At 64.4% G+C, this 23,847-nt stretch carries 21 protein-coding genes; 16 read left to right on the top strand and 5 right to left on the bottom strand.

Annotated features, from left to right (window positions below; all coding sequences use genetic code 11):
• Positions 1 to 7: 7 nt before the first annotated feature.
• Complete coding sequence (locus V8J83_RS06350; RefSeq protein WP_339984623.1) at positions 8 to 3,448, bottom strand: pyruvate carboxylase; 3,441 nt, start codon at positions 3,446 to 3,448, stop codon at positions 8 to 10.
• Positions 3,449 to 3,618: 170 nt separating this feature from the next.
• Here V8J83_RS06350 and V8J83_RS06345 point away from each other — a divergent pair, with 170 nt between their 5' ends.
• Both V8J83_RS06345 and V8J83_RS06340 read left to right on the top strand, forming a co-directional pair.
• Positions 3,619 to 4,059 carry a BLUF domain-containing protein gene (locus V8J83_RS06345; RefSeq protein WP_339984621.1) on the top strand — a complete coding sequence of 147 codons (441 nt, stop codon included), beginning with the start codon at positions 3,619 to 3,621 and terminating at the stop codon, positions 4,057 to 4,059.
• Positions 4,060 to 4,121: 62 nt separating this feature from the next.
• Entirely contained in the window at positions 4,122 to 4,535 is a 414-nt protein-coding gene (locus V8J83_RS06340) for a hypothetical protein (RefSeq protein ID WP_339984618.1), read from the top strand.
• On the opposite strand, the gene V8J83_RS06335 is transcribed toward V8J83_RS06340, so the two are convergent.
• Positions 4,516 to 5,667 carry an alpha-hydroxy acid oxidase gene (locus V8J83_RS06335; RefSeq protein WP_339984616.1) on the bottom strand — a complete coding sequence of 384 codons (1,152 nt, stop codon included), beginning with the start codon at positions 5,665 to 5,667 and terminating at the stop codon, positions 4,516 to 4,518. The two genes, V8J83_RS06340 and V8J83_RS06335, sit on opposite strands and share 20 nt — an antisense overlap.
• Positions 5,668 to 5,855: 188 nt before the next feature.
• On the opposite strand from V8J83_RS06335, the gene V8J83_RS06330 reads away from it, so the two are divergent.
• The 3 genes from V8J83_RS06330 to V8J83_RS06320 all read left to right on the top strand — a co-directional run bounded on the left by V8J83_RS06330 (position 5,856) and on the right by V8J83_RS06320 (position 9,476).
• A complete protein-coding gene (locus tag V8J83_RS06330) occupies positions 5,856 to 8,300 on the top strand; it encodes an ATP-dependent helicase (RefSeq protein WP_339984614.1) in 2,445 nt (814 codons plus the stop codon).
• Positions 8,287 to 8,826 carry a hypothetical protein gene (locus tag V8J83_RS06325; RefSeq protein ID WP_339984611.1) on the top strand — a complete coding sequence of 180 codons (540 nt, stop codon included), beginning with the start codon at positions 8,287 to 8,289 and terminating at the stop codon, positions 8,824 to 8,826. The genes V8J83_RS06330 and V8J83_RS06325 overlap by 14 nt, the downstream gene beginning before the upstream one ends.
• Before the next feature lie 83 nt (positions 8,827 to 8,909).
• Complete coding sequence (locus V8J83_RS06320; RefSeq protein WP_339984609.1) at positions 8,910 to 9,476, top strand: hypothetical protein; 567 nt, start codon at positions 8,910 to 8,912, stop codon at positions 9,474 to 9,476.
• Here the strand turns inward: V8J83_RS06320 and V8J83_RS06315 are convergent.
• Positions 9,473 to 10,078, bottom strand: coding sequence for a LysE family translocator (locus V8J83_RS06315; RefSeq protein ID WP_339984607.1), 606 nt, complete (start codon positions 10,076 to 10,078; stop codon positions 9,473 to 9,475). The genes V8J83_RS06320 and V8J83_RS06315 overlap by 4 nt on opposite strands.
• 73 nt (positions 10,079 to 10,151) lie before the next feature.
• Here V8J83_RS06315 and V8J83_RS06310 point away from each other — a divergent pair, with 73 nt between their 5' ends.
• Entirely contained in the window at positions 10,152 to 10,604 is a 453-nt protein-coding gene (locus V8J83_RS06310; protein WP_339984605.1) for an Lrp/AsnC family transcriptional regulator, read from the top strand.
• 292 nt (positions 10,605 to 10,896) lie between these two features.
• Here the strand turns inward: V8J83_RS06310 and V8J83_RS06305 are convergent, their stop codons facing one another.
• The gene (locus tag V8J83_RS06305) at positions 10,897 to 11,118 is read right to left on the bottom strand and encodes a DUF1127 domain-containing protein (protein WP_339984603.1); all 222 of its coding nucleotides are present in this window, start codon (positions 11,116 to 11,118) and stop codon (positions 10,897 to 10,899) included.
• A gap of 188 nt (positions 11,119 to 11,306) precedes the next feature.
• Between V8J83_RS06305 and V8J83_RS06300 the strand changes: the two genes are divergently transcribed.
• From V8J83_RS06300 to murD, 10 genes are all read left to right on the top strand, one after another.
• Positions 11,307 to 12,515, top strand: coding sequence for an MFS transporter (locus V8J83_RS06300; RefSeq protein ID WP_339984601.1), 1,209 nt, complete (start codon positions 11,307 to 11,309; stop codon positions 12,513 to 12,515).
• A gap of 27 nt (positions 12,516 to 12,542) precedes the next feature.
• Positions 12,543 to 13,634: an Mrp/NBP35 family ATP-binding protein gene (locus V8J83_RS06295; RefSeq protein WP_339984599.1), complete on the top strand. Its 1,092-nt coding sequence runs from the start codon at positions 12,543 to 12,545 to the stop codon at positions 13,632 to 13,634.
• A 575-nt stretch (positions 13,635 to 14,209) separates the two neighbouring features.
• Complete coding sequence (locus V8J83_RS06290) at positions 14,210 to 14,740, top strand: division/cell wall cluster transcriptional repressor MraZ (protein WP_339984597.1); 531 nt, start codon at positions 14,210 to 14,212, stop codon at positions 14,738 to 14,740.
• Entirely contained in the window at positions 14,737 to 15,708 is a 972-nt protein-coding gene (rsmH, locus tag V8J83_RS06285) for a 16S rRNA (cytosine(1402)-N(4))-methyltransferase RsmH (protein WP_339984595.1), read from the top strand. The genes V8J83_RS06290 and rsmH overlap by 4 nt, the downstream gene beginning before the upstream one ends.
• Positions 15,708 to 16,049 (top strand): cell division protein FtsL, encoded by a 342-nt coding sequence (gene ftsL / locus V8J83_RS06280; protein WP_339984592.1) that lies wholly within the window; start codon positions 15,708 to 15,710, stop codon positions 16,047 to 16,049. The genes rsmH and ftsL overlap by 1 nt, the downstream gene beginning before the upstream one ends.
• A complete protein-coding gene (locus V8J83_RS06275) occupies positions 16,046 to 17,827 on the top strand; it encodes a peptidoglycan D,D-transpeptidase FtsI family protein (RefSeq protein ID WP_339984589.1) in 1,782 nt (593 codons plus the stop codon). The genes ftsL and V8J83_RS06275 overlap by 4 nt, the downstream gene beginning before the upstream one ends.
• A 12-nt stretch (positions 17,828 to 17,839) precedes the next feature.
• Positions 17,840 to 19,312, top strand: a complete 1,473-nt coding sequence (locus V8J83_RS06270; RefSeq protein WP_339984586.1) for a UDP-N-acetylmuramoyl-L-alanyl-D-glutamate--2,6-diaminopimelate ligase — start codon at positions 17,840 to 17,842, stop codon at positions 19,310 to 19,312.
• Complete coding sequence (locus V8J83_RS06265; RefSeq protein ID WP_339984584.1) at positions 19,309 to 20,712, top strand: UDP-N-acetylmuramoyl-tripeptide--D-alanyl-D-alanine ligase; 1,404 nt, start codon at positions 19,309 to 19,311, stop codon at positions 20,710 to 20,712. Before V8J83_RS06270 ends, V8J83_RS06265 begins: the two co-directional genes overlap by 4 nt.
• Before the next feature lie 17 nt (positions 20,713 to 20,729).
• Positions 20,730 to 21,815, top strand: coding sequence for a phospho-N-acetylmuramoyl-pentapeptide-transferase (gene mraY / locus V8J83_RS06260; protein WP_339984582.1), 1,086 nt, complete (start codon positions 20,730 to 20,732; stop codon positions 21,813 to 21,815).
• Positions 21,816 to 22,008: 193 nt separating this feature from the next.
• Positions 22,009 to 23,409: a UDP-N-acetylmuramoyl-L-alanine--D-glutamate ligase gene (gene murD / locus V8J83_RS06255; RefSeq protein WP_339984579.1), complete on the top strand. Its 1,401-nt coding sequence runs from the start codon at positions 22,009 to 22,011 to the stop codon at positions 23,407 to 23,409.
• Here murD and V8J83_RS06250 read toward each other — a convergent pair.
• On the bottom strand, positions 23,378 to 23,770 hold the full coding sequence (locus tag V8J83_RS06250) for a hypothetical protein (RefSeq protein WP_339984576.1): 393 nt from the start codon (positions 23,768 to 23,770) through the stop codon (positions 23,378 to 23,380). The genes murD and V8J83_RS06250 overlap by 32 nt on opposite strands.
• Positions 23,771 to 23,847 lie beyond the last annotated feature (77 nt).

Raw genomic sequence — 23,847 nt, 5'->3', positions numbered from 1 at the left:
GCCGCGCCTACTCCAACTCGACCAGCAGATCCTTGGCGTCGATCTGGCCGCCGGGGGTGACGTGGACGGCCTTGATCGTGGCGTCCTTTTCGGCGTGCAGGCCGGTTTCCATCTTCATTGCCTCGATGGTCAGCAACAGCGTGCCTGCGGCGACTTTCTGGCCCGGTTGCACCGCAACGGAGGCCACCACGCCGGGCATCGGCGCGCCGACATGGCTGGCGTTGCCAAGTTCGGCCTTGGGGCGTTTCTGCGTTGCGCTGGCCACGAGGCGGTTGGGCACGCGCACGGTGCGGGGCTGACCGTTCAGCTCGAAGAAGACGCGGACCTCGCCCTCGTCATTGGTCTCGCCCACGGCTTGCAGGCGGATCACGAGCGTGACGCCGGGGTCGATCTCGGCCTCGATCTCTTCGCCCGGTTCCATGCCATAAAAGAATGTCTTGGTGGGCAGGGTGCGCACGGGGCCGTAATCGGCGTGGCGCGCGGCATAATCGGTGAAGACGCGTGGATACATCAGGTAGCCGTTGAGGTCTTCGTCGTCGATCTCCTGATCAAGCTGGGCGGCCAGATCGGCGCGGGTGGCCTCCAGATCGACGGGGTCGAGGTGTTTGCCGGGGCGTTCCAGGTTGGGTTTCTCGCCCTTCAGCGCCTTTTTCACGATGGATTTGGGGAAGCCGTTGGGCGGCTGGCCCAGATCGCCGCGCAGCATGCCGATGACCGACTCGGGGAAGGAGACCTCGGTTTTCGGATCTTCCACTTCGGCGCGGCTAAGGCCTTGGCTGACCATCATCAGGGCCATGTCGCCGACGACCTTGGAGGACGGCGTGACCTTCACGATATCGCCGAACATCTGGTTCACGTCGGCGTACATCTGCGCGACCTCGTGCCAGCGGTCTTCCAAGCCCATGGAACGCGCCTGCGCCTTGAGGTTGGTGAATTGGCCGCCAGGCATCTCGTGCAGGTAGACCTCGGAGGCGGGGGCCTGCATGCCGGATTCAAACGCGGCGTAATGGGCGCGGACGGCTTCCCAATAGTCGGAGATCTGACGAATGGCTGCGATGTCGAGGCCGGTGTCACGCTCGGTGAAGCGCAGGGATTCCACGATGGTGCCAAGGGTCGCCTGCGACGTGTTGCCCGAAAGCGCATCCATGGCGCAATCGACGGCATCGACGCCATGTTCGGAGCAGGTGAGGATCGTGCCGCAGGCGGACCCGGCGGTGTCGTGGGTGTGGAAGTGGATCGGCAGATCGACGGCGTCCTTGAGGGCGGGGATCAGAACCTCGGCCGCGGACGGGCGCAGGAGACCGGCCATATCCTTGAGGCCGAGGACATGGGCGCCGGCGGCTTGAAGCTCCTTGGCCATGTCGACGTAATATTTCACGTCATATTTGGCGCGGTCGGGGTCGAGGATATTGCCGGTGTAGCAGATCGTGCCTTCGACGATCTTGCCGGTCTCGCCCACCGCATCCATCGCGACGCGCATGTTTTCGACCCAGTTGAGGCTGTCGAAGATGCGGAAGACATCGACGCCACTTTCGGCGGCCTGTTTGGCAAAGCCCTGCACGACGTTGTCGGGGTAATTGGTGTAGCCCACGCCGTTGGACGCGCGCAAAAGCATCTGCGTCATGATGTTTGGCATCTTCGCGCGGATGTCGCGCAGGCGCTGCCAGGGGCATTCCTGCAAGAAGCGGTAGGCGACGTCGAAGGTGGCCCCGCCCCAGCATTCCACGGAGAAGAGGCCGGGCAGTTTATGCGCATAGGCGGGCGCGGCCTTGATCATGTCGAGCGAGCGCATCCGGGTCGCCAGAAGCGATTGGTGCCCGTCGCGCATGGTGGTGTCGGTGATCAGGAGTTGCTTCTGCGCCTTCATCCATTTGGCGACGGCCTCGGGGCCCTTGTCGTCGAGCATGGTGCGGGTGCCGGGCGGCGGCGCGTCATAGGAGACCTTGGGCGGTCGCGGCGGTTTGATGTCGGCGGGCGGCATCGGGCGGCCTTGGGTTTCGGGATGCCCGTTGACGGTGATGTCGGCGACATAGGTGAGGATCTTGGTGGCGCGGTCGCGGCGCGGGCGGAAATCGAAAAGTTCGGGCGTCTCGTCGATGAACTTGGTGTGGTATTGGTAGTTCAGGAAGGTCGGGTGCTTGAGCAGGTTTTCCACAAATGCGATGTTGGTGGAGACGCCGCGGATGCGGAATTCGCGCAAGGCGCGGTCCATCCGCGCAATGGCAGCGTCGGGGGTGGGGGCCCAGGCGGTGACTTTTTCCAGCAGGCTGTCGTAATAGCGGGTGATCACCGCGCCGGAATAGGCCGTGCCGCCATCGAGGCGAATGCCCATCCCGGTGGCCCCGCGATAGGCGGTGATGCGGCCATAATCGGGGATGAAATTGTTGGCGGGATCTTCGGTGGTCACGCGGCACTGGATCGCGTGGCCGTCGAGTTTGACGTCATATTGCGAGGCGACGCCGGTGGCGGCGGCCAGCATCTTGCCCTCCGCAATGAGGATCTGCGCGCGGACGATGTCGATGCCGGTGACCTCTTCGGTCACGGTATGTTCGACTTGGACGCGGGGGTTCACCTCGATGAAGTAGAAATTGCCACTGTCCATATCCATCAGGAATTCGACGGTGCCGGCGCATTCGTAGTTCACATGTTCGCAGATCTTCTTGCCCAGAAGGCAAATCTCATTGCGCTGCATTTCGGTCAGGTACGGCGCAGGCGCGCGTTCGACGACCTTCTGGTTGCGGCGTTGCACCGAGCAGTCGCGTTCATAGAGGTGGTAGATGTTGCCATGGCTGTCGCCGAGGATCTGCACCTCGACGTGGCGTGCGCGCAGGATCATTTTTTCCAGGTAGCCCTCGCCATTGCCAAAGGCGGCTTCGGCCTCGCGGCGGCCCTCAAGGACCTTTTCTTCCAGTTCGTCTTTGCTTGCGATGGGGCGCATCCCGCGCCCGCCGCCGCCCCACGACGCCTTGAGCATGAGCGGATAGCCGACCTCTGCGGCCTCTTTCTTGATCGCCTTCATGTCGTCGCCAAGAACACCGGTGGCGGGGATCACGGGCACGCCCGCGGCGATGGCGACCTGGCGGGCGGAGGCCTTGTCGCCAAGCGCGCGCATGGTTTCGGCCTTGGGGCCGATGAAGGTGATGTCATTGGCGGCGCAAGCATCGACGAAATCGGGGTTTTCCGACAGCAGGCCATAGCCCGGATGGATCGCGTCCGCCCCGCATTGCTTGGCGACGCGGATGATTTCCTCGATGGAGAGATAGGCCGCGACGGGGCCCAGGCCTTCGCCGATCTTATAGGCTTCGTCGGCTTTGAAGCGATGCAGGCTGAGCTTGTCCTCTTCGGCGTAGACGGCGACGGTGCGCTTGCCCAATTCGTTGGCGGCGCGCATCACGCGGATGGCGATCTCACCGCGGTTGGCAACAAGGATTTTGGTGAATTCGGCCATGATGTCGCGGTCCCTTCGCAGTTGCAGAAAAAGCTGTAAGGGGCAGGTGACGGAAGGGCAAGCGGGCGGCGTGATGTTAGCGGTGACGATGGGGGCCTTGGAAACCAATTTCTAACCAATTGCATTTAACACCATAAAGATCATGCCTGTCTTAGAAGGAGCCCGGCACCTTGCATCGCGTTATATACAGCAGTCGCGCCACACGGTATTTCACGGCTCAGGGCATTGAGGCGCTGAACTATGTCTGCCGTCGCAACAACGCTGCTCTGGGGCTGACGGGATTGCTGCTGTACCACGAGGGGCGGTTCTTTCAGGTGCTTGAAGGCGATGATGCGGCGCTTTTGCAGGTGATGCAGGCGATCACCAAGGACGAGCGTCACATGGATCTGCGGCTGGCCGAACATGGGCCGATCGAGGCGCGATCGTTTCAGGGCTGGCGCATGGGATATGCCTTGCCCGAGGACCAGCCGAAGCCAACGCCGACGACGCTGGCGCTCCAGGACTTGCTGCGCCCCGACAGTCAGGAACGCGGGCGCGATCCGGAGGTGCGCAACCATTTGCGCGCGTTTCTGGCGACGCTGCGTCAATTGCCAAGCGCGGCGGCGGGGTAGCGGATTAACCACATCCGGCCATTTGCTTTGCCAATTCGTTAACAAATTGTTAACGTTTGGTCATGACCGCTTTTTCCGAGATGTTTTTTTCCGCCGCCATTTGTGCGGCAATGTTCGGCGGGGCCGACGAGGTGCAGACCGATATAATCCTCAACGAAGACGCAGGATACATTCGCGCGGATTGCATAACGGACACCCATTACATCGAAGTCGGTTTCGACAACACGGCGTCGTCGCGTGACAGTATTGTCCAGGCTGTATCGGGCGCGATTCAACGTGATCTGGAGCCCATGGTCGTCGTGATCGATACCGATGGTGTCGAGGACACGCATCAATGGGAACTCGAAGTCACCGCTGCGCGCGCTGATGTCGCCTTTCGCGTGGTTCACTTGAACACTGCGCTGCGCATTGCGATGACGCGTCATTCCAGGACGCTGCGATCACACACCCTCGCCCTCACGGTGCCGGCGAACTAAGCCGCCCCGCCAGATCGGCCAGCGTTTTCGCACCGATCTGGGCCATGTTGCTTTCGATGTCCTTGACCAGAATGTCATGCCAATGCGCGGGCCCCTCGGGCCCCAACGCGCCAAGCGCATAATGCCAGGCGCGGCCCATCATCACGAAATCCGCCCCAAGCGCGAGGGCCCGGATCACGTCCAGCCCGCCTTCGACGCCACTGTCGAAGATCAGCGGCAGCGCCGTGGCCGCGCGCATCTCGGGCAAGGTGGCCGCCGCGCCCGGCGCGCCGTCGAATTGCCGCCCGGCATGGTTCGACACCCAGATCGCATCGACGCCCGCGGTCTCCGCGCGCTGGGCAATCTCGGGCTCGGTCACACCCTTCAGGATTAACGCGCCGTCCCACCGTGCGCGCAAGGCGGCGACGTAATCCCAATCCGGCGCGGCGCGCAGCAGATAGCCGACATGGGCCGTCGAGGGCAGGGGGCCGCGATCCAGCAAATCCTTGGCGTAGCTGTCCATCAGACGCATGCGCGGCATGCCACTGGCCCGGATGCCAAGCGCCCAGGCCGGGCAACGCGCAACTTGGGCCAACAGGCGCGGCGTCAGGCGGGGTGGCTGCACCAATCCGCCGCGCGTCTGCCGCTCCCGGCGCGAAGCGGCTGGCACATCGACGGTCAAAACCAGCGTATGAAAACCGGCCGCCTTGGCGCGGGCAAGCATGTCATCGCGAACCTCGGGCGCTTTGGGCGGATACATCTGAAACCAACCCTGATCGCCGACCAGCGGGCCGATGGTTTCGGGCACGACCGTCGCCACGGTCGAGAGGCCATAGGGGATGCCCGCTTGCGCGGCATGGGCCGCAAGATGCGCCTCCGCCCCGGGCCAGATCAGGCCCGACATACCCACCGGCGCGATGCCGAAGGGCACCGGGTAATCCCGGCCGAGAAACCGGCATGCCAGCGACGGCGCCACCTCGCCGCGCAGGGCGGCGGGCCGCAACAACACCGCGTCGAGTGCCGCGCGATTGCGCCGCGCGGTGGCTTCGAGCCCGGTGGCACTGTCGAGATATTCCCACACGAAATGCGGGATGCGCCCGCGCGCCCGCGCCTTTAGATCGACCAGAGCCGGATATTTCGAATGCAGGTCCATGCCGCTTGAATACCGCCAAACCCGTGCAACTCAATCAAATTTGTCCCAAATGGTGCGGGCGCCTTTTCATCTTGCCGGAAAAACCTCGGGGTCTGGGGCAGCGCCCCAGTCCGCATTCTCGATCGGCGCTGTAGAACAATCTGCGAACAAACCTTTAAAATGCGCGCGGACCGCTCTATTCTCCGCCCATGAGCAGTTTCGACGATTCCGACGCCTTCGAGGCCGCGGTGGGCCAATCCCTCGCCGCCCGCGCAATGGCCGCGCGCCCGATGCCCTATATGGACGGGCTGAACCCCGCGCAGCGCGATGCGGTCGAGCATCTTGAAGGGCCGGTCTTGATGCTGGCGGGCGCGGGCACGGGCAAGACGCGGGCGCTGACGGCGCGGATCGCGCATCTGCTGAGCACCGGGACGGCGCGCACCAACGAGATCCTGGCCGTGACCTTCACCAACAAGGCCGCGCGCGAGATGAAGAACCGGGTGGGAGGGCTTCTGGGCCAGCCCGCCGAGGGGATGCCATGGCTGGGTACGTTCCATGCGATTTGTGTGAAACTCCTGCGCCGTCATGCGGAATTGGTGGATCTGAAATCCAACTTCACGATCCTTGATACGGATGATCAGAACCGGCTGCTCAAACAACTTATCATCGCCGCCGGGATCGACGAAAAGCGCTGGCCCGCGCGCGCGTTGGGTGGGGTCATCGACGGGTGGAAGAACCGCGCGCTTCTGCCCGACAAGGTGCCCGCCGCCGATCATGGTGCATTCAACCACCGCGGTGTGGAGCTTTACGCGCAATACCAGCAGCGCCTGCGCGAGCTGAACGCCTGCGATTTCGGCGATTTGCTGTTGCATATGATCCGCATCTTTCAGGAACACGACGACCTGTTGCAGCAATATCAACGCTGGTTCCGCTATATTCTGGTCGACGAATATCAGGATACGAACGTGGCGCAGTATTTGTGGCTGCGGCTGCTGGCGGCGGGGCACAGGAACATCTGCTGCGTGGGCGATGATGATCAGTCGATCTACGGCTGGCGCGGCGCGGAAGTGGGCAACATCCTGCGGTTCGAGAAGGATTTTCCCGGCGCCAAAGTCGTCCGGCTGGAGCAGAATTACCGCTCTACCGGTCATATTCTGGCGGCGGCTTCGGGCGTCATCGAAGGTAACAAGGGGCGGCTTGGCAAGACGCTGTGGACCGACGGTGCGGATGGCGAGAAGGTCCGCCTGATCGGGCATTGGGACGGCGACGAAGAGGCGCGCTGGGTCGGGGAAGAGATCGAGGCGATGGGGCGCGGGACCCGGGGAATGGACCCGATCGGGCCAAATTCCATCGCAATCCTCGTCCGTGCGAGCCACCAGATGCGCGCTTTTGAGGATCGGTTCCTGACCATCGGCCTGCCCTACCGCGTGATCGGCGGGCCGCGGTTTTATGAGCGGATGGAAATCCGCGATGCGATGGCTTATTTCCGCGTCGTCGTAAGCCCCGATGACGATCTGGCGTTCGAGCGGATCGTGAACACGCCCAAACGCGGGCTGGGTGACAAGGCGCAGCAGACGATCCAGAAAATGGCGCGCTCCAACGGGGTGAGCCTGCTGGAAGGTGCGCGGCTGTGCGTCGAGACGAAGGCGATTGGCGGCAAGGGCGGCAAGGCGCTTGGCGAATTGGTCGAGGGCGTTGCGCGGTGGCGGCAGATGCTGACCGGGCCGCTGCGGCAAGTGGGCCCGGCGGATGATCTGATCGAGGAAGACACCGCGGCGCCGGGTGTGAGCCATATCGAATTGGCCGAGATCATCCTTGATGAGAGCGGCTACACCGCGCATTGGCAAAACGACAAGACACCCGAAGCGCCGGGGCGGCTTGAGAATCTCAAGGAACTGGTCAAGGCGTTGGAATCGTTTGAGAACCTGCAAGGCTTTCTCGAACATGTCAGCCTGATCATGGACAATGAGAGCGATGATCAGGAGCCGAAGGTGACGATCATGACGCTGCACGCGGCCAAGGGTCTGGAGTTTCCGGCGGTGTTTTTGCCGGGCTGGGAAGACGGGTTGTTCCCGAGCCAGCGCAGTATGGACGAAAGCGGCATGACCGGCCTGGAGGAAGAGCGGAGGCTGGCCTATGTCGGCATCACGCGGGCCGAGCGCGTCTGCACGATTTCGTTTGCGGGCAACCGGCGGGTGTACGGGCAATGGCAGAGCCAATTGCCGAGCCGGTTCATTGATGAGCTTCCGGAGGGCCATGTTGATGTGCTGACCGCGCCGGGGCTTTACGGGCATCAGGGCACGGCGTCGGCCATGGCGAGCCCGGTGACGCAGAGCATGGCGGGCAGCAACCTGCACGACCGGGCGGCGAGCGCGGATGTGTACAACAGCCCCGGTTGGCGGAGGTTGCAGGCCAATCAGGGCCAGCGCCAGATGCGCCAGCCCTCGGACGCGAAGAACATGACCATCGACGCCGAAGCGGTCAGCGCGTTTTCCATCGGAGACCGGGTGTTTCACCAGAAATTCGGCTACGGCGAGGTGATGAGCGTCGAGGGTGACAAGTTGGGCATTGAGTTCGACAAGGCGGGCAGCAAGCACGTGGTGGGCCGGTTCCTTGTCGCGGCGGGGAACGAGGGCGGCGATGTACCGTTTTAGCGTAGTTCTGTTTGCCCTTGCGGCGCCGGTCGCCGCAGAGCCGAGCGTTACGCGCGCGCAGTTCGAGGCTCTGATCGCGGATCATGCGCTGTGCTATCACGTCAACGGCGGCTCCTGCCGAAGCGGCGAAGTGTACCGCGCGGCGCCGGTTGCGATCGGGCCTGACGGCATTGATGTGCAGACCGGGTTCCGGTTTGCCGGGCGGACCCTGGTTCTGCGCGAAACGCTGTTTTGGGAGGGGGACAGGCTCTGCCTGCCTGTAGACGCAAGCGGGTTGAGCGGGGCCTGGCGACAGGCTGATGGCACGCGGTACGTCTTCGCGCTCGATCCCGCCGACGCACTTGGCGATGCATTTGTGACCGCGCAGCGTGAGCAGTTCACAGCCACTCGGGTGGAGGGCTATTGCTTTGGCCTGATCGAGGATGACGCGGACGGGTTCGCCGTATGGTCGTCCAACGGTACGACCGACGATGTGCGCGTGCGGTTGGTGCCGCTTTCCGAGGGTGCGCTGTCGTTTGGCGACTGAGGGTGCATCGCGCCCTCTCGACTTTTCGTCAAATGCCCCTAGGCTTTGATTCAGTGTATTTTTTTGCTTGAAGGGATGGCGAGATGCCCCTTGCCCGTATCGCTGCGACCTGTGCTGCGTTGGCCCTGTGTCCCTCCGCCGTCGCGGCGCAGGAGTTCCTGAGCCGGATCGAGGTTGAGGATCTTATGCGGGAGCAGGCGTTTTGCTATCATCCCAATGACCGGCTGGCGTGTTCCTGGGCCGAGATTTACACGGCGCTTTATGACGATCACGTGGTTCTGCACACGGCCAATGCGGTGTGGGACGCGCCGATGGAGGTGCAGGAATATCGCCTGAACTGGGAGGGGGATGCGCTGTGTATTCCGTATGAGAACCAGGGGCTGCGCGCGATGTGGGAGGCGGAGGGCTATCGGTTTTCGTTTGATTTGCTGGGGCTGACGCCGTTGCCGGACGAGATTCTGCCCGAACGGATCGAGATGTTGCGCGAGACCGCGCCGCGGGATTTCTGCTTTCGCTACACGATTGACGACGCCGGGCCAGATGCGCTGTTTCAGCATGTGTTCCGGGACGGGGTCGAGGACGAGGCGCGCGACCCGGTGGCCTTGATCCCGCGCTTTGCCAGCGGTGTGGCGATTATCCCGTCGGGTTAACCATCCGACGGCAGCAGCATCGGGTAGAGCGAGGCGACCAGGAGGGCAGCCATGGTCCAGTTGAAAGCGCGCAGGCGGCCCGGACCATCGAGCCAGCGGCGGATCTGCGTGCCGCCCCAGGCCCAGGTGGCGACCGAGGGCAGGTTCACCAGACCGAACACCAGCGCGACCAGCACGGCAGAGGTCCAGCCGCCGCCATCGGGGGCATAGGTGGTCTGGGCGTAGATCGACATGTAGATCGCCTTGGGATTGACCCATTGAAAGCCTGCCGCCTGCAGGAAAGTCAGGGGCTGCGCATCGTGGTCGGCGCCCTTGGGCGGGGCGGCATTGGCGACTTTCCACGCCAGCCACAGCAGATAGCCAACCGACACCACGGTCAGCGCGGTGCGCAGCCACGGCAGAACCTCGAACACCTGCACCAGCCCGAGCCCGAGGATCAGCGTCATCGCCGCATGTCCCAGCGAAACGCCCAACATATGTGGCAACGTGCGCGGCAGGCCGAAGTTCACGCCCGAGGCCATGAGCATGATGTTGTTGGGCCCCGGCGTGATGGAGGAGGCGAAGGCGAACAGCACGAGGCCGGAGAGGAGCTCATAGGTCATGGGCGCAACATTAGGGCCGCCCGCCGGCAATGAAATTGCGAAGATGCGGGATAGCGGCTAATCTGCGCAACAAATGACGAAGATCGATGAAAAAGACCATCAGATATTGCGTGAGCTGAGCCGCGACGGACGGATCTCGAATCTCGACCTGGCGGAGAAGGTGGCGCTGTCACCATCGGCCACATTGCGGCGGGTGCAGGCGTTGGAGCGGGCCGGCGTGATCAAGGGCTACCGCGCGGTGACGGATCCGGCGAAACTGGGGATCGGGTTCATCGCCTATATCACGGTCGGGCTTGGCACCCACACCAAGGCCTCGCAATCCGCGTTCGAGGCGGCGGTGGCGCGCGCGGGCGAGGTCCGCGAATGCCACAACATCACCGGCACGGTGGAATATCTGCTGCGTGTGGAGGTGGCGGACCTTGTGGCCTACAAACGGTTCCACACAGACATTTTGGGCGCGCTGCCGCAGGTGGCCACGATCACGACCTTTGTGGTGATGGGATCGCCCAAGGACACGCGGGCCTGAGGTCAAACATCCGAAAAGACATAAAAAAACGGCGATGATCCAAGGGAGGAGAGGATCATCGCCGCTATATTCCGGCCCCTTCCGATGGGAGGAAAGGAAGGCACCGTTGGCATCGCTCCAAAGGGAGGAGAAGGAGCTTTGCCGGTCGTCACGGTCCCCAGATTTGGGAGGAGGGGAACCGATCTTGAGACCCGTTTCCGGGCCGTATTGGTGTGGACAAACCTAAGGGAGGTTAGGCGTGCCCACCGTCCCATGCGCCAAGGGAGGAGCGGCGCATGGTATGTCGTTCGCTTCAGGCGGATTTGCCGTAAGCGGCTTCGAGAGCGATGCGGCGCACCATCGAGGGGTTGATCCCCAGATCGGCCAGTTCGCGTGTCGACAGCGAATTCAATTCGTTGAGCGTCGTGCGGTACACGCGCCAGTTGTTGTAGGCTTCAATCGCATCCACGCGCAGGGCGGCGAAGCGGTTGATCAGCGTGTCGCTGGATTTTCTCGTGCTTGAAACGTAAGCCATTGTACTACTCTCTTTTCGATCCTCTGGCAGCACCGGGCCGTTGCCCGTGCGCCGCTTTGGTGGTTGGGTCTGTGCCCTGTCCCGATTGAATGTAGGCAAATGCTGCGATTGCACAATGACCGATGGCGAAATGCTGCCATGCAGCAAGCGCATAACACATTTCTGTTACATTCCGTTGGGTTAACACCATGTTAATCGCAGGCGGCGCGTTCCGGGATCGGCAATTCCGGCTGTTCTTCGGGGGCGTTTTCTTTGCGGTGCAGGCGATCTGGATCCAGCGGGTCACACTGGGATGGCTGGCGTGGGAGCGGACGGGCTCGGCGCGGGTTGTGGGGCTGGTGGCGGCGTTGAGCTTGTTGCCCACCCTGTTTGCGGGCCCCTTTTTTGGCGTGCTGGCGGACCGGGTGGACATCCGCCGCGCGTCGCTTGTGACCAATGGGTTGATGGCGGTGGTTCTGGCGGGCCTTGCGATGGTGGCGGGGCAGGTCGGGGCGTTAGGCCTTGGGGCGGCGGCGCTGGCCATCGGGGTGATCTCGGCGGCGCATCACCCGGTGCGGATGTCGCTGGGGCCGCGGTTGGTGTCGGGCGACATGGTGCAGCATGTGGTCTCTGCCACGGCGTTGAATTTCAATATCGCACGGCTGGTGGCGCCGGTCTTCGCGGGCTGGATCATCGCGACATCGGGCGGCGGCACGGCACTTTGGATCGCGGCGATCTGTTATGTGCCGATGCTGGCGGTGCTGCCGGTGCTGCAGCCACGGGCCTTGGCCCCGCGCGCGCCGTCGCCGTTCCTGCGCGACCTGCGCGAGGGGATTGCGCATGCATGGACCACGCCGCTGATCCGGCAGGCGCTGCTGATCACGCTGGTTTTCGCAACGGTGGCGCGCGGCGCGTTGGAGGTGCTGCCGGTGCTGGCCGATGGCGGGTTCGGGCGCGGGGCGGCGGGGCTTGGGTTCCTGACCGGGGCGGCGGGCGCGGGGGCGCTGGCCTCGGCGGTGATGAAGGCGGCGGGCGTGGGCGCGGTGGGCGCACGGATCCCGATGGCGGTCTGGGCGGCGGCGATCACGGGGCAGGGTGCGGTTGTGGCCATGGGGCTTGCGCCAAGCTGGCCGCTGGCGCTTTTGGCGACGGCACTGGCGGGGTTTTGCTCGACATGGTGCGGCGTCAGCCTGCAATCGGCGATCCAGACGGATCTGCCGGACGGATTGCGCGGTCGGGTGATGAGCCTGTGGGTGGTCGTGGGCTTCGGGACGGTGGCGATCGGATCGCTGGGGATCGGCGTGCTGGCGGATGGCTTCGGGATTTCCACCGCGCTGGCGATTGCGGGCGCGTTGGGGGCTGCGGCAATGGGGGGTGTCGCGATGGGGGTGCGAAGCCGGGCAAATCGCCCTATGTGAGAGGAAATCCATCAGCCGAGGCCGACCATGCCCCAGACGAAAGAGACCATCCTGCAGGCGCTGCGCGCCGTGACCCTGCCCGACGGGGGCGATCTGGTGAGCCGCGACATGGTGCGCGCGGTGCAGGTGCAGGGCGGCAAGGTCAGCTTCATCCTCGAAGCGCCGGATGCGGCGGCGGCCCAAGCGATGGGCCCGGCGCGCGATGCGGCACAGGCGCTGGTGGAGCGGATGGATGGGGTCCAGACCGCGATGGTCGCACTGACCGCGCCCGCGGCACCCGCAGCGGCGGCGAAACCCGCACCAAACACGCCGCCCCCGAGCCTGAAGGTGGGCGGGCACATGAAACCGCAGGAGGGGTCCATGACCCCCTCGGGCGTGCAACGCATCATCGGGATCGGATCGGGCAAGGGCGGGGTCGGCAAATCGACCGTGTCCACGAACCTGGCGGTGGCCTTGGCGCGGCAGGGGCGGCGCGTGGGCCTGCTGGATGCGGATATCTACGGGCCAAGTGTGCCGCGGATGATGGGCGTGAACAAACGCCCGGCCTCGCCCGATGGCAAGACGATCATCCCCTTGCAGGGGCACGGCGTGACGTTGATGTCGATCGGCTTCATGCTGCCGGAGGACAAGGCCGTCGTGTGGCGGGGGCCGATGTTGATGGGCGCGCTGCAACAGATGTTGACGCAGGTGGAATGGGGCGAGTTGGATGTTTTGCTGGTCGATCTGCCGCCGGGCACGGGCGATGTGGCGATGACGCTGTGCCAGAAATCCGAAGTGACCGGCGCGATCATCGTGTCGACGCCGCAGGATGTAGCACTTCTGGATGCGAAAAAGGCGCTTGATATGTTCAAGACGCTGAAGACGCCGATCCTGGGCCTGATCGAGAATATGGGCGCGTTCCATTGCCCAAAATGCGGGCATGAGGCGCATATCTTCGGGCAGGGCGGGGTGATGAACGCCGCGGCCGAGGCTGGTTTGCCGTTCCTTGGCACGCTGCCCATCGACCTTGAGACGCGGGTGGCAGGCGATGCGGGCGAGCCGATTGCCGCTGGGGACAGCCCGATGGCCGAGGCTTATGCCGCACTTGCGCGGCGCTTCATCGACGGCGGCATGGCCTGACGCGCGGCTGAATGCGTCCGTTTCGCGGCTGCATGCGGGTGAAACGAATCACCCGAGACCGGAACAAACCAAGACCATCTGAGGATCTTGGGATTTTCCGGTAAAAAACTTCCATCTTCTGCCACTTCTCTCCGCAGAGCCCTGCAGCCCCCATATCGTGGGTGCTGCCCGACGTGTGTCTACTACATGGCGCGTCGCGCTGGCACGGATCGACACAAGATGCAGTGTTGGAATGGGGCCAAAATCAACAAATTGGGGCAAAGTGGCAGAAAAAGGTATTGATTGGAGAGCTGTCCCGTGAGACATATTGTTCATCGGCAGATCGAGACAACAAAGGGTCACCAAGACCCGAACCAAAATAAAAATAGGCAGGTTCATACAGGCATCTCAATTGCGCCGAACAACGAGATCCGGCCCGCAAGCGAGCAGACATCCCCCCAGGTAGTTTGCGGAGTCGGACACCCCAGAAATGGGACGAGGGCGGCGGTTGAGGAGTGGCAGCTTCCTCAACCGCCGTTTCCATTTCCGGGACAATCATTGCGGCCACTTTGTGGCGAATTTGAGGCGACAGCGACGTGGACACGTGGTTCCAGGGCACCAACGAGTGCAAGGTTGATGGAAAGGGCCGGGTTTCGCTCCCGGCCAAGTTCCGTCGTGCCTTGCAGGCTGGTGATGCCCGCTGCGCCCCCGGAGAAGCCCCACGCCTTTTCATCGCCTATGGTGAACCCGACGTCGATTTCGTGGAATGCCTGTCAGGGGATGCCTTCGACGAGCTGAGCGCCAATATTCAGGCGATGCCGCAGGGCGAAGAGGACCGGGAAATCCTTGAAATCCTGTACTTTTCGCTGTGTGACGAGGTGCAGGTGGACGACACCGGCCGGTTCGTTTTACCCGGCCCGGCCCGCGAGAGGCTGAACCTTGACGGGGCTGCGATTTTCCAGGGCAAAGGGACGACGTTCCGCATCCTGAAACCCGCCGACAGCGAGGCCACCAAAGACCGCCTGGCCGAAATGCTGGCCCGCAAGCGCGGCGACAAAGAATTCTTCCGCCCGATTTCCTTGGCCAACCCGGCCAAACCCACCCCGGTGACAGAACATGAAACATGACCGACACCCCCCATACCCCCGTTCTTCTTGGCGCAATCCTGGAGCGCGCGGGCCCGATTACTGGCGTCTGGTTGGACGGAACCTTCGGCGCTGGTGGATACGCCCGTGGATTGCTGGATAGGGGTGCGGATCTGGTGATTGGGGTGGATCGAGATCCTTTGGCGTTCGAGATGGCGTCGGACTGGGCCGGGACCTTCGGGGACCGGCTTCGGCTTGTGCCGGGCACCTTTTCGGAACTGGACGCTCTGGCCGGCGAGCCGCTGGACGGCGTAACGCTGGATCTGGGCGTGTCGTCGATGCAGCTCGATCTTGCGGAACGCGGCTTTTCATTCATGCGCGACGGGCCGCTGGATATGCGGATGGGGCAGGCGGGCGTGTCGGCGGAGGATGTGGTGAACGAGGCGTCCGAGCCGCTTTTGGCCGACATCCTGTATCACTACGGCGAAGAACGTGCGGCACGTCGGATTGCCAAGGCAATTGTTGCGGAACGCTTGAAGTATCGCATCAACACCACCTTACAACTTACAGATATCATTGAGAAATGCCTGCCACGCAAAAAGCCCGGCCAAAGCCATCCCGCGACCCGTTCGTTCCAGGCGATCCGCATCGCGGTGAACGATGAATTCGGGCAATTGGCGCAAGGGTTGATGGCGGCGGAGCGGGCGCTGAAACCCGGTGGGCGGCTGGCAGTCGTGACGTTTCATTCGTCGGAAGACCGGATCGTGAAGCGGTTCCTGACGGAGCGGTCAAGCACCGGCGGCGGCGGGTCGCGTTATGCGCCCGAGGCCGATGCCAAGACGCCCGGGTTCGCACTGACCCCCCGCAAGGCGATTGCGCCGGAGGCCGATGAGATCGCCCGCAACCCGCGCGCGCGCTCGGCCAAACTGCGCATCGCAACACGGACCGATGCCCCCGCCCAACCCGTTGATCCGGCCCTGCTTGGCCTGCCAGATGTGAGATTGTCGTGATGCGCTTCACCACGCTTGTTGCCGCCTTGATCGTGATTGGCCTTGGGTATTGGGCCTACCATCAGACGATCCAGACCCAGATGGCCGACCGCGATGTGGACCGCCTGCAACGCCAGATTGCCGCCGAGCATGAGCGTCTGGGCGTGTTGCGGGCCGAATGGGCCTATCTCAACCGGCCCGACCGCTTGCGCGAGTTGGCGCAATTCAATTTCGACCGTCTTGGGCTGCTGCCGCTGGCGCCGGATCAGTTCGGCGATGCGGCGCAGATCCCGTTCCCCGCACCTGACGCGCTTTATGACAACGCGTCGCTGCCGGATGGATATGAGGAGGAGCCGCTATGAGCCTGCGCATCCCATTGCGTCCGCTGACGCGGATCCTTGACGCCCGTGCACGCGGTGAAAACCCGGATAACGTCGAGAAAGAGAACCTGCGCCTGCGTCACGAAGCACAGCGTGACAAGCTGCGGGTGCGCGCCGAAAGCCGCCTGTTGCTCGTCGCGGCGGTCTTCGTGATGGCGTTCAGCGCGGTGGGCTACAAGATGGCGGCGCTGGCCACAACGGAGCCGACCGAGCCGCGGGTCCTGAACCAGGGGCCGACGATCCTTAACACACGCGCCGACATCACCGATCGGCATGGGCGGTTGTTGGCCACGAATTTCGCCACCAACGCGCTTTATGCGCATCCCCATGATATCATTTACCCGCGTCAGGCGGCGGACGGTCTGGCTGAAATCTTCCCCGAGATGGACGCGGACGACCTGTATCGGCGCTTCACCGGGGACAGTCGGTTCATCTGGTTGCGGCGTTACATCTCGCCCGAGCAGGAGCAGTTGGTCCATGACATCGGCTCTCCCGGATTGCTGTTCGGGCCGCGCGAGATGCGGCTTTATCCCAACGGCTCGATCGCGTCGCATGTCCTTGGCGGGGCGAGTTTCGGCGAAGAGGCGGTGAACGCGGCCGAGGTGATCGGCATCGCGGGCGTCGAGGCGCAATATGACGCCGAATTGCGCGACCCGGCACGGGTCGATCCGTTGATGTTGTCGCTCGATCTTTCGGTGCAATCGGCGGTGGAGGAAGTGCTGGCGGGGGGCATGGCGTTGATGAACGCGCGCGGGGCGGCAGCGGTGTTGCTGGACGTACACACCGGCGAGGTCCTGTCGATGGCGAGCCTGCCGGATTTCGACCCCAACGCGCGGCCACGCCCCCTGACGGAAGGCGATCAGGCCGACAGCCCGCTGTTCAATCGCGCGGTGCAGGGCGTTTACGAATTGGGAAGCGTTTTCAAGACCTTCACCATTGCGCAGGCGATGGAGCTGAACCTGTTCAGCCCCTATGACATGATCGACACGACGGGTCCGTTGCGCATGGCGGGTTTCGCGATCCGCGACTTTCGCAGCTATGGCCCGGAGCAAACCGTGGCCGATGTCCTGATCCATTCGTCAAACATCGGGACGGCGCGGATTGCGCGGGTGATCGGCGCGTCGCGGCAGGAGCATTTTCTGGCGCAATTGAACCTGCTGGAGCCCACGGAAATCGAGCTCGTGGAGGCCGCATCGGGCGTGCCGCTGACGCCGCCGCGCTGGGGCGAATTGGCGACGATGACGATCAGCTACGGCCATGGCGTGTCGACCTCGCCGCTGCATCTGGCGGCGGCGTACGCGACGATTGTGAACGGCGGGACTGAGATCATCCCGACGCTGGAGCGCCGCGAGACCCCGCAAAACGGCGCGCGCATCATCTCGGAGCAGACCAGTGCCATGATGAACGCCATGCTGCGCGCGGTTGTCACCGACGGCACGGCGAGTTTCGGCGAAGTCGAGGGATACATGGTGGGCGGCAAGACCGGCACCGCCGACCTGCCGCGTCCGCAAGGGGGGTATTACGAGGACCGCAACCTCAACACCTTCGCCAGCGCGTTTCCGATGAACGATCCGCAATATGTTCTGGTCGTCACGCTGCGCGAGGCGGCGGAGCTTTCGGGGCCGGAGCCGCGCCGCACGGCGGGGTGGACGGCGGTGCCCGTCGCGGCCGAGATCATCCGGCGCACCGCGCCGCTTCTGGGTCTCAGGCCCGACATTGAACATCCCCTTGGTTTGCAGCTATCCAATTCCTCTAACTGAGGGGAATTCCGGATGGCCGCGAAGAGACTTTCCGATCTGGGCCTGACGCCGCGCGGCGAGGATGTGGCGATCACGGGCGTGTCGCTGGACAGTCGAAACGTTGAAAAGGGCCATCTGTTCGCGGCGTTACCCGGCACGCGGGTGCATGGCGGCGCGTTCATACAATATGCGTTGCGCATGGGGGCTGGCGCGGTTTTGACCGACCGCGTGGGGGCCGAGATTGCCAAGGCGGAACTGGCCGCATCGGACGCGGCCTTGGTGGTGGTGGAGGACCCGGCGGGAGCGTTGGCCCATGCGGCGGCGTTGTTTTATGGCGCGCAGCCCGAGACGATGGTGGCGGTGACGGGCACCAACGGAAAGACCTCGGTCGCCAGTTTCACGCGCCAGATCTGGGAAGCGTTGGGGCGTGCAGCGGTCAACATCGGCACGACGGGCGTCGAAGGCGCGTTTGCCGCGCCGGGCCTGCACACCACGCCCGAGCCGGTGACGCTGCACAGGGTGCTCGCCGATATGGCGGCGGGCGGCGTAAGCCATGCAGCGATGGAGGCCTCGTCCCACGGGCTCGATCAGAAGCGGATGGATGGCGTTCGGCTGGCGGCGGCGGGCTTCACGAACCTGACCCAGGATCACCTCGACTACCACGGCGACATGGAGACGTATTTTCAAGCCAAGCTGCGCCTGTTCAACGATCTTTTGCCGGACGATGGCGTCGCGGTCGTGAACCTTGACGACGATTACGGCGCGCGTGTTGCAGAGGTCTGCGAAGCGCGCGGGATCGAGACGTTGGGTGTGGCGCAATATGGCGATGCGGCGTTGAAGATAACGGGACGGCGGATTGATGAGACGGGGCAGGATGTGCTGTTTCGCTGGCAGGACGAGGCGCGGCAGGCGCGGCTGGACCTAATCGGCGCGTTTCAGGCGATGAATGTGCTGACGGCGGCGGGGTTGGTGATTGCAGGCGGCGAGGCGCCAGACGACGTGTTCGCGGTGCTGCCGCGGCTCAAGGGCGTGCGCGGGCGCATGCAATTGGCGGCGCGGCGCAGCCATGGCGCGCCGATCTACGTGGATTATTCGCACACGCCGGATTCGCTGGAAGTGGCGCTGAAGGCACTGCGCCCGCATGTTTTGGGACGGTTGATCGTGGTGTTCGGCGCGGGCGGGGATCGCGACCGGGGCAAGCGCCCGTTGATGGGGCGCGCGGCGGCGGAATTTGCCGATATCGCGTTGGTCACCGACGACAATCCGCGCAGTGAGGCTCCGGGCGCTATCCGGTTGGAGGTCCTGGCCGGATGCCCTGAGGCCACGGAGGTTGGCGACCGGGCCGAAGCGATCTTGCGCGGTGTGGATATGTTGGAGCCGGGCGACGCGCTGTTGATTGCGGGCAAGGGGCACGAGACGGGCCAGCAGGTCGGCGATGTGGTCTATCCGTTCGATGATGTGGAACAGGCCTCCGTTGCGGTGGCCGCGTTGGAGGGGATGGTATGAGCCTTTGGACCGCCGCCGAAGCCGCAAGCGCAACGGGAGGCATTGTGGCCGCCGATTGGGAGGCGGACGGCGTGTCGATCGACACCCGAACGCTGGCACCCGGCGATCTGTTCGTGGCTTTGGAGGCGGCGCGCGACGGGCACGAGTTTGTGGCGCAGGCGCTGGAGGCCGGGGCCGCGGCGGCGATGGTTGTCCATGTGCCGGCGGGCGTGGATCGCGCGAAATGCCTGATCGTGGACGAGGTTTTGCCGAGTCTGGAACGGCTTGGCCAGGCGGCGCGGGCGCGCACGCAGGCCAAGGTGATCGCGGTCACCGGTTCGGTCGGCAAGACCACGGCCAAGGATATGCTGCGGCAGGCGCTGGACGGGCAGGGGCGGGTGCATGCGGCCGTGGCCAGCTACAACAACCACTGGGGGGTGCCCCTGACGCTCGCGCGGATGCCGGAGGATACGGATTTTGCCATCATCGAGATCGGCATGAACCACGCCGGAGAGATTGCGCCCCTGGCCCGGATGGCGCGGCCCGATGTGGCGTTGATCACGACGATTGCGCCCGCGCATTTGGAAAACCTGGGCTCGATGGAGGCGATTGCTGCTGAGAAAGCGTCGATTTTCGAAGGGCTTGAGCCCGGTGGTATCGCTGTGGTGCCGCTGGACGTGAACGAGCGCGATATCCTGCTGGCGGCGGGGCGCGCCCATGCGGCGGAGGTTGTGACCTTCGGCGCGGCGGAGGCGGCGGATTTGCAGCTGAGCGATGTGATGGTGTCGGATGACGCAACGATCCTGCGGATCGCCACGCCCGAGGGTGCGCGGTTGGCGAAGCTGTCGGTGGTTGGACGGCATTACGCGAGCAATGCGGTCGGTGTGATGTTGAGCGTGGCCGCCGCCGGGGCCGACCTGACGCAGGCCACGATGGCCTTGTCGCAATGGCAGCCCGTCGAAGGGCGCGGGCAGCGCGAGCGCATCGCTTTGAGCCGGACGGACGATATCGCCATTGAATTGATCGACGACGCGTTCAACGCCAACCCGACCTCGCTGGCCGCAGGGCTTGAGGTGTTGGCCGGGATCACACCCCCGCGCGGCGGGCGCCGGATCGCGGTTTTGGGTGATATGCTGGAACTGGGCCCGGAGGCGGAGGCAATGCATGCCGGGGTGGCCGCATTGCCCGCAATGGAGGACATCGCGCAGGTCCACACAAGCGGCCCGCTGATGGCGCATTTGCACGCGGCCCTGCCCGAAGCCAAGCGCGGCCTGCACAGTGAAACCGCGCAACAGATGTGCCCCCGGATCGCCCGGGAGCTGAGGCCCGGAGACGTCGTTCTGGTCAAGGGATCAAAGGGCTCCGAGGTGTCGCGCGTGGTTGACGCGCTGCGCAAACTCGGGCAGTCGGCGGAGCAATAAGGGTGAGGGACCGCTAGATGTTGTATTGGCTGAGTGACCTTTCGGACGGTGGCGGTGTCCTCAATCTGTTTCGCTACATCACCTTTCGCGCGGGAGGTGCGTTCTTCACGGCGCTGATCTTCGGGTTCATCTTCGGGCGGCCCCTGATCAACCTGTTGCGGCGCAAGTATCAGCATGGCCAGCCGATCCGCGAGGACGGCCCGGCCAGCCATCTGGAGACCAAGGCGGGCACACCGACGATGGGGGGGCTGCTTATTCTGGCGGCGCTGAGCCTGTCGACGCTTCTGTGGGCGCGGCTCGACAATCCTTATGTGTGGCTCGTGCTGTGTGTGACGGTGTGCTTCGGGCTGATCGGATTTGCCGACGATTGGGCCAAGGTGAGCCGGAATACCTCGGCCGGCGTCTCGGGCAAGGTGCGGCTGGCGGCGGGGTTCGCCATCGCCTGTGCGGCGGCGCTGGTGGCGACACAACTGCACCCCGAGGCGCTGTCGAGCCGGATGGCGTTCCCGATCTTCAAGGATGTGCTATGGAACATGGGCTGGCTCTTCATCCCGTTCGCGATGATCGTGATCGTGGGTTCGGCCAATGCGGTGAACCTGACCGACGGGCTGGACGGCTTGGCGATCATGCCGGTGATGATCGCGGCGGGCACATTGGGGGTGATCGCCTATGCGGTCGGGCGCGTGGATTTCACCGAATATCTCGATGTGCATTACGTGCCGGGCACGGGGGAGTTGTTGATTTTCACCGCCGGTCTGATCGGCGGAGGGCTGGGGTTCTTGTGGTACAACGCTCCACCTGCGGCGGTGTTCATGGGCGACACCGGATCGCTGGCGCTGGGGGGCGCGTTGGGGGCGATTGCGGTGGCCACAAAGCACGAGATCGTGCTGGCGATTGTCGGCGGTCTTTTCGTGGCCGAGGCCGTGTCGGTCATCGTGCAGGTGGCCTATTTCAAGGCGACCGGAAAGCGCGTGTTCCTGATGGCGCCGATCCACCACCATTACGAGAAACGCGGATGGGCCGAGCCACAGATCGTGATCCGGTTCTGGATCATCTCGCTGATCCTGGCGCTGATCGGTTTGGCCACGCTGAAGTTGCGGTGAGCGTGGCGCGCGCTGTCATAGTGCGACGGCCTTGCCGTCATGGCTTTTCGTTGGTGGGCGCGTGTGGCGGGGCAAGGCGTGCGTTTTCCGGCGGTGGCTTGGGCGTAGAGTGCGGACCCTCCGCTTACGGTGGCGTAGCCACCGATCGGGCACTGGGGTGGGGTTTTTCTGGCAAGATGAAAGGGCGATCGCGATGATCCCGGTCTTGGGCTTTGAGGGGGCAAAGGTTCTGGTTTTGGGGCTGGGGCGCTCGGGGTTGGCGGCGGCGCGGGCGTTAAGGGCCGGCGGGGCCGAGGCGCTGTGTTGGGACGACGGCGAAGTAGGCCGCGCGCGGGCCGAAGACGAGGGGTTCGCGCTGCGCGACCCGATGACGGGCGGGGCATTTGCGGACGTGGCCTGTCTGGTGACATCGCCGGGCATTGCGCATCTTTATCCCGCACCGCACCGCGCGATTGCGGCGGCCTATGCGGCCGGAGTGCCGGTCGACAACGATGTGGGCTTGTTCTTTCGTTCGCTTGCGACGCCGGAATGGGACCGGATGGAGAGCCCGCCCAAGGTTGTGGCCGTCACCGGATCGAACGGGAAATCCACGACGTCCGCGTTGATCGCCCATGTGTTGGGGGCGGCCGGTATGGAGTGCCAATTGGCCGGCAATATCGGGCGCGGGGTTCTGGATATCGACCCGCCGGGTGATGGCGGCGTCGTGGTATTGGAGCTGTCGTCGTATCAGACCGAGCTGGCGCGCGCGTTGACGCCGGACATTGCGGTGTTCACCAATCTCAGCCCCGATCACCTGGACCGTCACGGGGGCATGGGCGGGTATTTTGCCGCCAAGCGCAGGCTGTTTGCCGAAGGTGGTCCGGAGCGCGCGATCCTGTGTGTGGACGAGGCCGAGGGCGCCTATCTGGCGGGGCAAATGGCCGAAGGACCAAGCGATCCGCGTGTGATCCGGGTGCGCTCGGGCAAGATCGGCGATGCGCCGGGTTGGGAGTTGAGCACGCGCAAGGGCTGGCTCAGTGAGGTGCGCAAGGGGCGACAGGTGGCCGCGCTGGACCTGCGCGAGGTGCCCGGGCTGCCGGGCGCGCACAACCATCAAAACGCGGCCTGCGCCTATGGCGTGGCGCGCGCGCTGGGTCTGGCGCCGCGTGTGATCGAGGAGGCGTTCCAAAGCTTTGAGGGCCTGCCGCACCGGTCACAACGGGTGGCGGAGATCGGCGGCGTGGCGTTTGTCAACGACAGCAAGGCCACTAATGTGGACGCGGCGGCCAAGGCGTTGGGCGCGTTCAAGCGGATCCGCTGGATCTGTGGCGGGTTGGAGAAGGACGGCGGCCTCGACGGATTGTGGGAGGCGGCAAATTCGGTGACCAAGGCCTACGTGATCGGGCGCGAGGCGGAGGCCTTCGCGCTGCATCTGGGCGATATCCCGAGCGAAGTCTGCGGTGATATGGCAAGCGCGGTGGCGCGCGCGGCGGCGGAGGCCGAGCCGGGCGAGACGGTGTTGTTGGCCCCGGCGGCGGCCAGTTTCGATCAATACGACAGCTTCGAGGCGAGAGGCGCGGATTTCATTGCGCAGGTCGAGGCGTTGACGCGCTGAGCGCGCGGACCTGCCAAAGCGCAAGGCCCGCCACGAGCGCGCCATCCAGCATCACAAGCGTCCGGCCCATTGGCGTGGCGATGTCGCCTGCGACCAGCACGATCAACAAACCCAGCATATAAGCGGCCAGCCCCACGATGTTGCGCCGCGCCCATGTGGCGATGCGCGCGCGGCCTGTGACCCACATCAGCAGCGCCGCATGCCCGACCAGCACGCCGCCGATCACCTGATAGCTGGTGCCTTGGATCAGGCCGATGGTCTGCGCCAAAGGGGCGGACATCAACACACCCGCAAGGCCCGTCACAAGCGAGACGAGCGCGTTGGCGCGAAGCGCGCGGGGCAGGGCATTGGGCTGCGTCATGGGCGCAGAGTGCCGGTCCGCGCGACCCGGTGCAAGAGGCGCTGGGATCGTGTGCTGCGCGGCGCGGATCAATATGG

The sequence above is a fragment of the Gymnodinialimonas ulvae genome (assembly GCF_037543845.1).
In the GTDB taxonomy this organism is placed as follows: Bacteria; Pseudomonadota; Alphaproteobacteria; order Rhodobacterales; family Rhodobacteraceae; genus Gymnodinialimonas; species Gymnodinialimonas ulvae.
Note: the sequence above shows the minus strand (reverse complement) of the source record. Positions and strands in the feature narration are given on the sequence as shown.

Excerpts from the sequence above, each read along its gene's own strand:
- V8J83_RS06275 (WP_339984589.1), top strand. The coding sequence starts at position 16,046 with ATGAGCCTGCGCATCCCATTGCGTCCGCTGACGCGGATCCTTGACGCC.
- V8J83_RS06270 (WP_339984586.1), top strand. The coding sequence starts at position 17,840 with ATGGCCGCGAAGAGACTTTCCGATCTGGGCCTGACGCCGCGCGGCGAG.
- rsmH (WP_339984595.1), top strand. The coding sequence starts at position 14,737 with ATGACCGACACCCCCCATACCCCCGTTCTTCTTGGCGCAATCCTGGAG.
- V8J83_RS06325 (WP_339984611.1), top strand. The coding sequence starts at position 8,287 with ATGTACCGTTTTAGCGTAGTTCTGTTTGCCCTTGCGGCGCCGGTCGCC.
- ftsL (WP_339984592.1), top strand. The coding sequence starts at position 15,708 with ATGCGCTTCACCACGCTTGTTGCCGCCTTGATCGTGATTGGCCTTGGG.
- murD (WP_339984579.1), top strand. The coding sequence starts at position 22,009 with ATGATCCCGGTCTTGGGCTTTGAGGGGGCAAAGGTTCTGGTTTTGGGG.
- V8J83_RS06340 (WP_339984618.1), top strand. The coding sequence starts at position 4,122 with ATGACCGCTTTTTCCGAGATGTTTTTTTCCGCCGCCATTTGTGCGGCA.
- V8J83_RS06250 (WP_339984576.1), bottom strand. The coding sequence starts at position 23,770 with ATGACGCAGCCCAATGCCCTGCCCCGCGCGCTTCGCGCCAACGCGCTC.
- V8J83_RS06305 (WP_339984603.1), bottom strand. The coding sequence starts at position 11,118 with ATGGCTTACGTTTCAAGCACGAGAAAATCCAGCGACACGCTGATCAAC.
- V8J83_RS06330 (WP_339984614.1), top strand. The coding sequence starts at position 5,856 with ATGAGCAGTTTCGACGATTCCGACGCCTTCGAGGCCGCGGTGGGCCAA.
- V8J83_RS06300 (WP_339984601.1), top strand. The coding sequence starts at position 11,307 with ATGTTAATCGCAGGCGGCGCGTTCCGGGATCGGCAATTCCGGCTGTTC.
- V8J83_RS06295 (WP_339984599.1), top strand. The coding sequence starts at position 12,543 with ATGCCCCAGACGAAAGAGACCATCCTGCAGGCGCTGCGCGCCGTGACC.
- mraY (WP_339984582.1), top strand. The coding sequence starts at position 20,730 with ATGTTGTATTGGCTGAGTGACCTTTCGGACGGTGGCGGTGTCCTCAAT.
- V8J83_RS06350 (WP_339984623.1), bottom strand. The coding sequence starts at position 3,448 with ATGGCCGAATTCACCAAAATCCTTGTTGCCAACCGCGGTGAGATCGCC.
- V8J83_RS06320 (WP_339984609.1), top strand. The coding sequence starts at position 8,910 with ATGCCCCTTGCCCGTATCGCTGCGACCTGTGCTGCGTTGGCCCTGTGT.
- V8J83_RS06265 (WP_339984584.1), top strand. The coding sequence starts at position 19,309 with ATGAGCCTTTGGACCGCCGCCGAAGCCGCAAGCGCAACGGGAGGCATT.
- V8J83_RS06310 (WP_339984605.1), top strand. The coding sequence starts at position 10,152 with ATGACGAAGATCGATGAAAAAGACCATCAGATATTGCGTGAGCTGAGC.
- V8J83_RS06335 (WP_339984616.1), bottom strand. The coding sequence starts at position 5,667 with ATGGACCTGCATTCGAAATATCCGGCTCTGGTCGATCTAAAGGCGCGG.
- V8J83_RS06315 (WP_339984607.1), bottom strand. The coding sequence starts at position 10,078 with ATGACCTATGAGCTCCTCTCCGGCCTCGTGCTGTTCGCCTTCGCCTCC.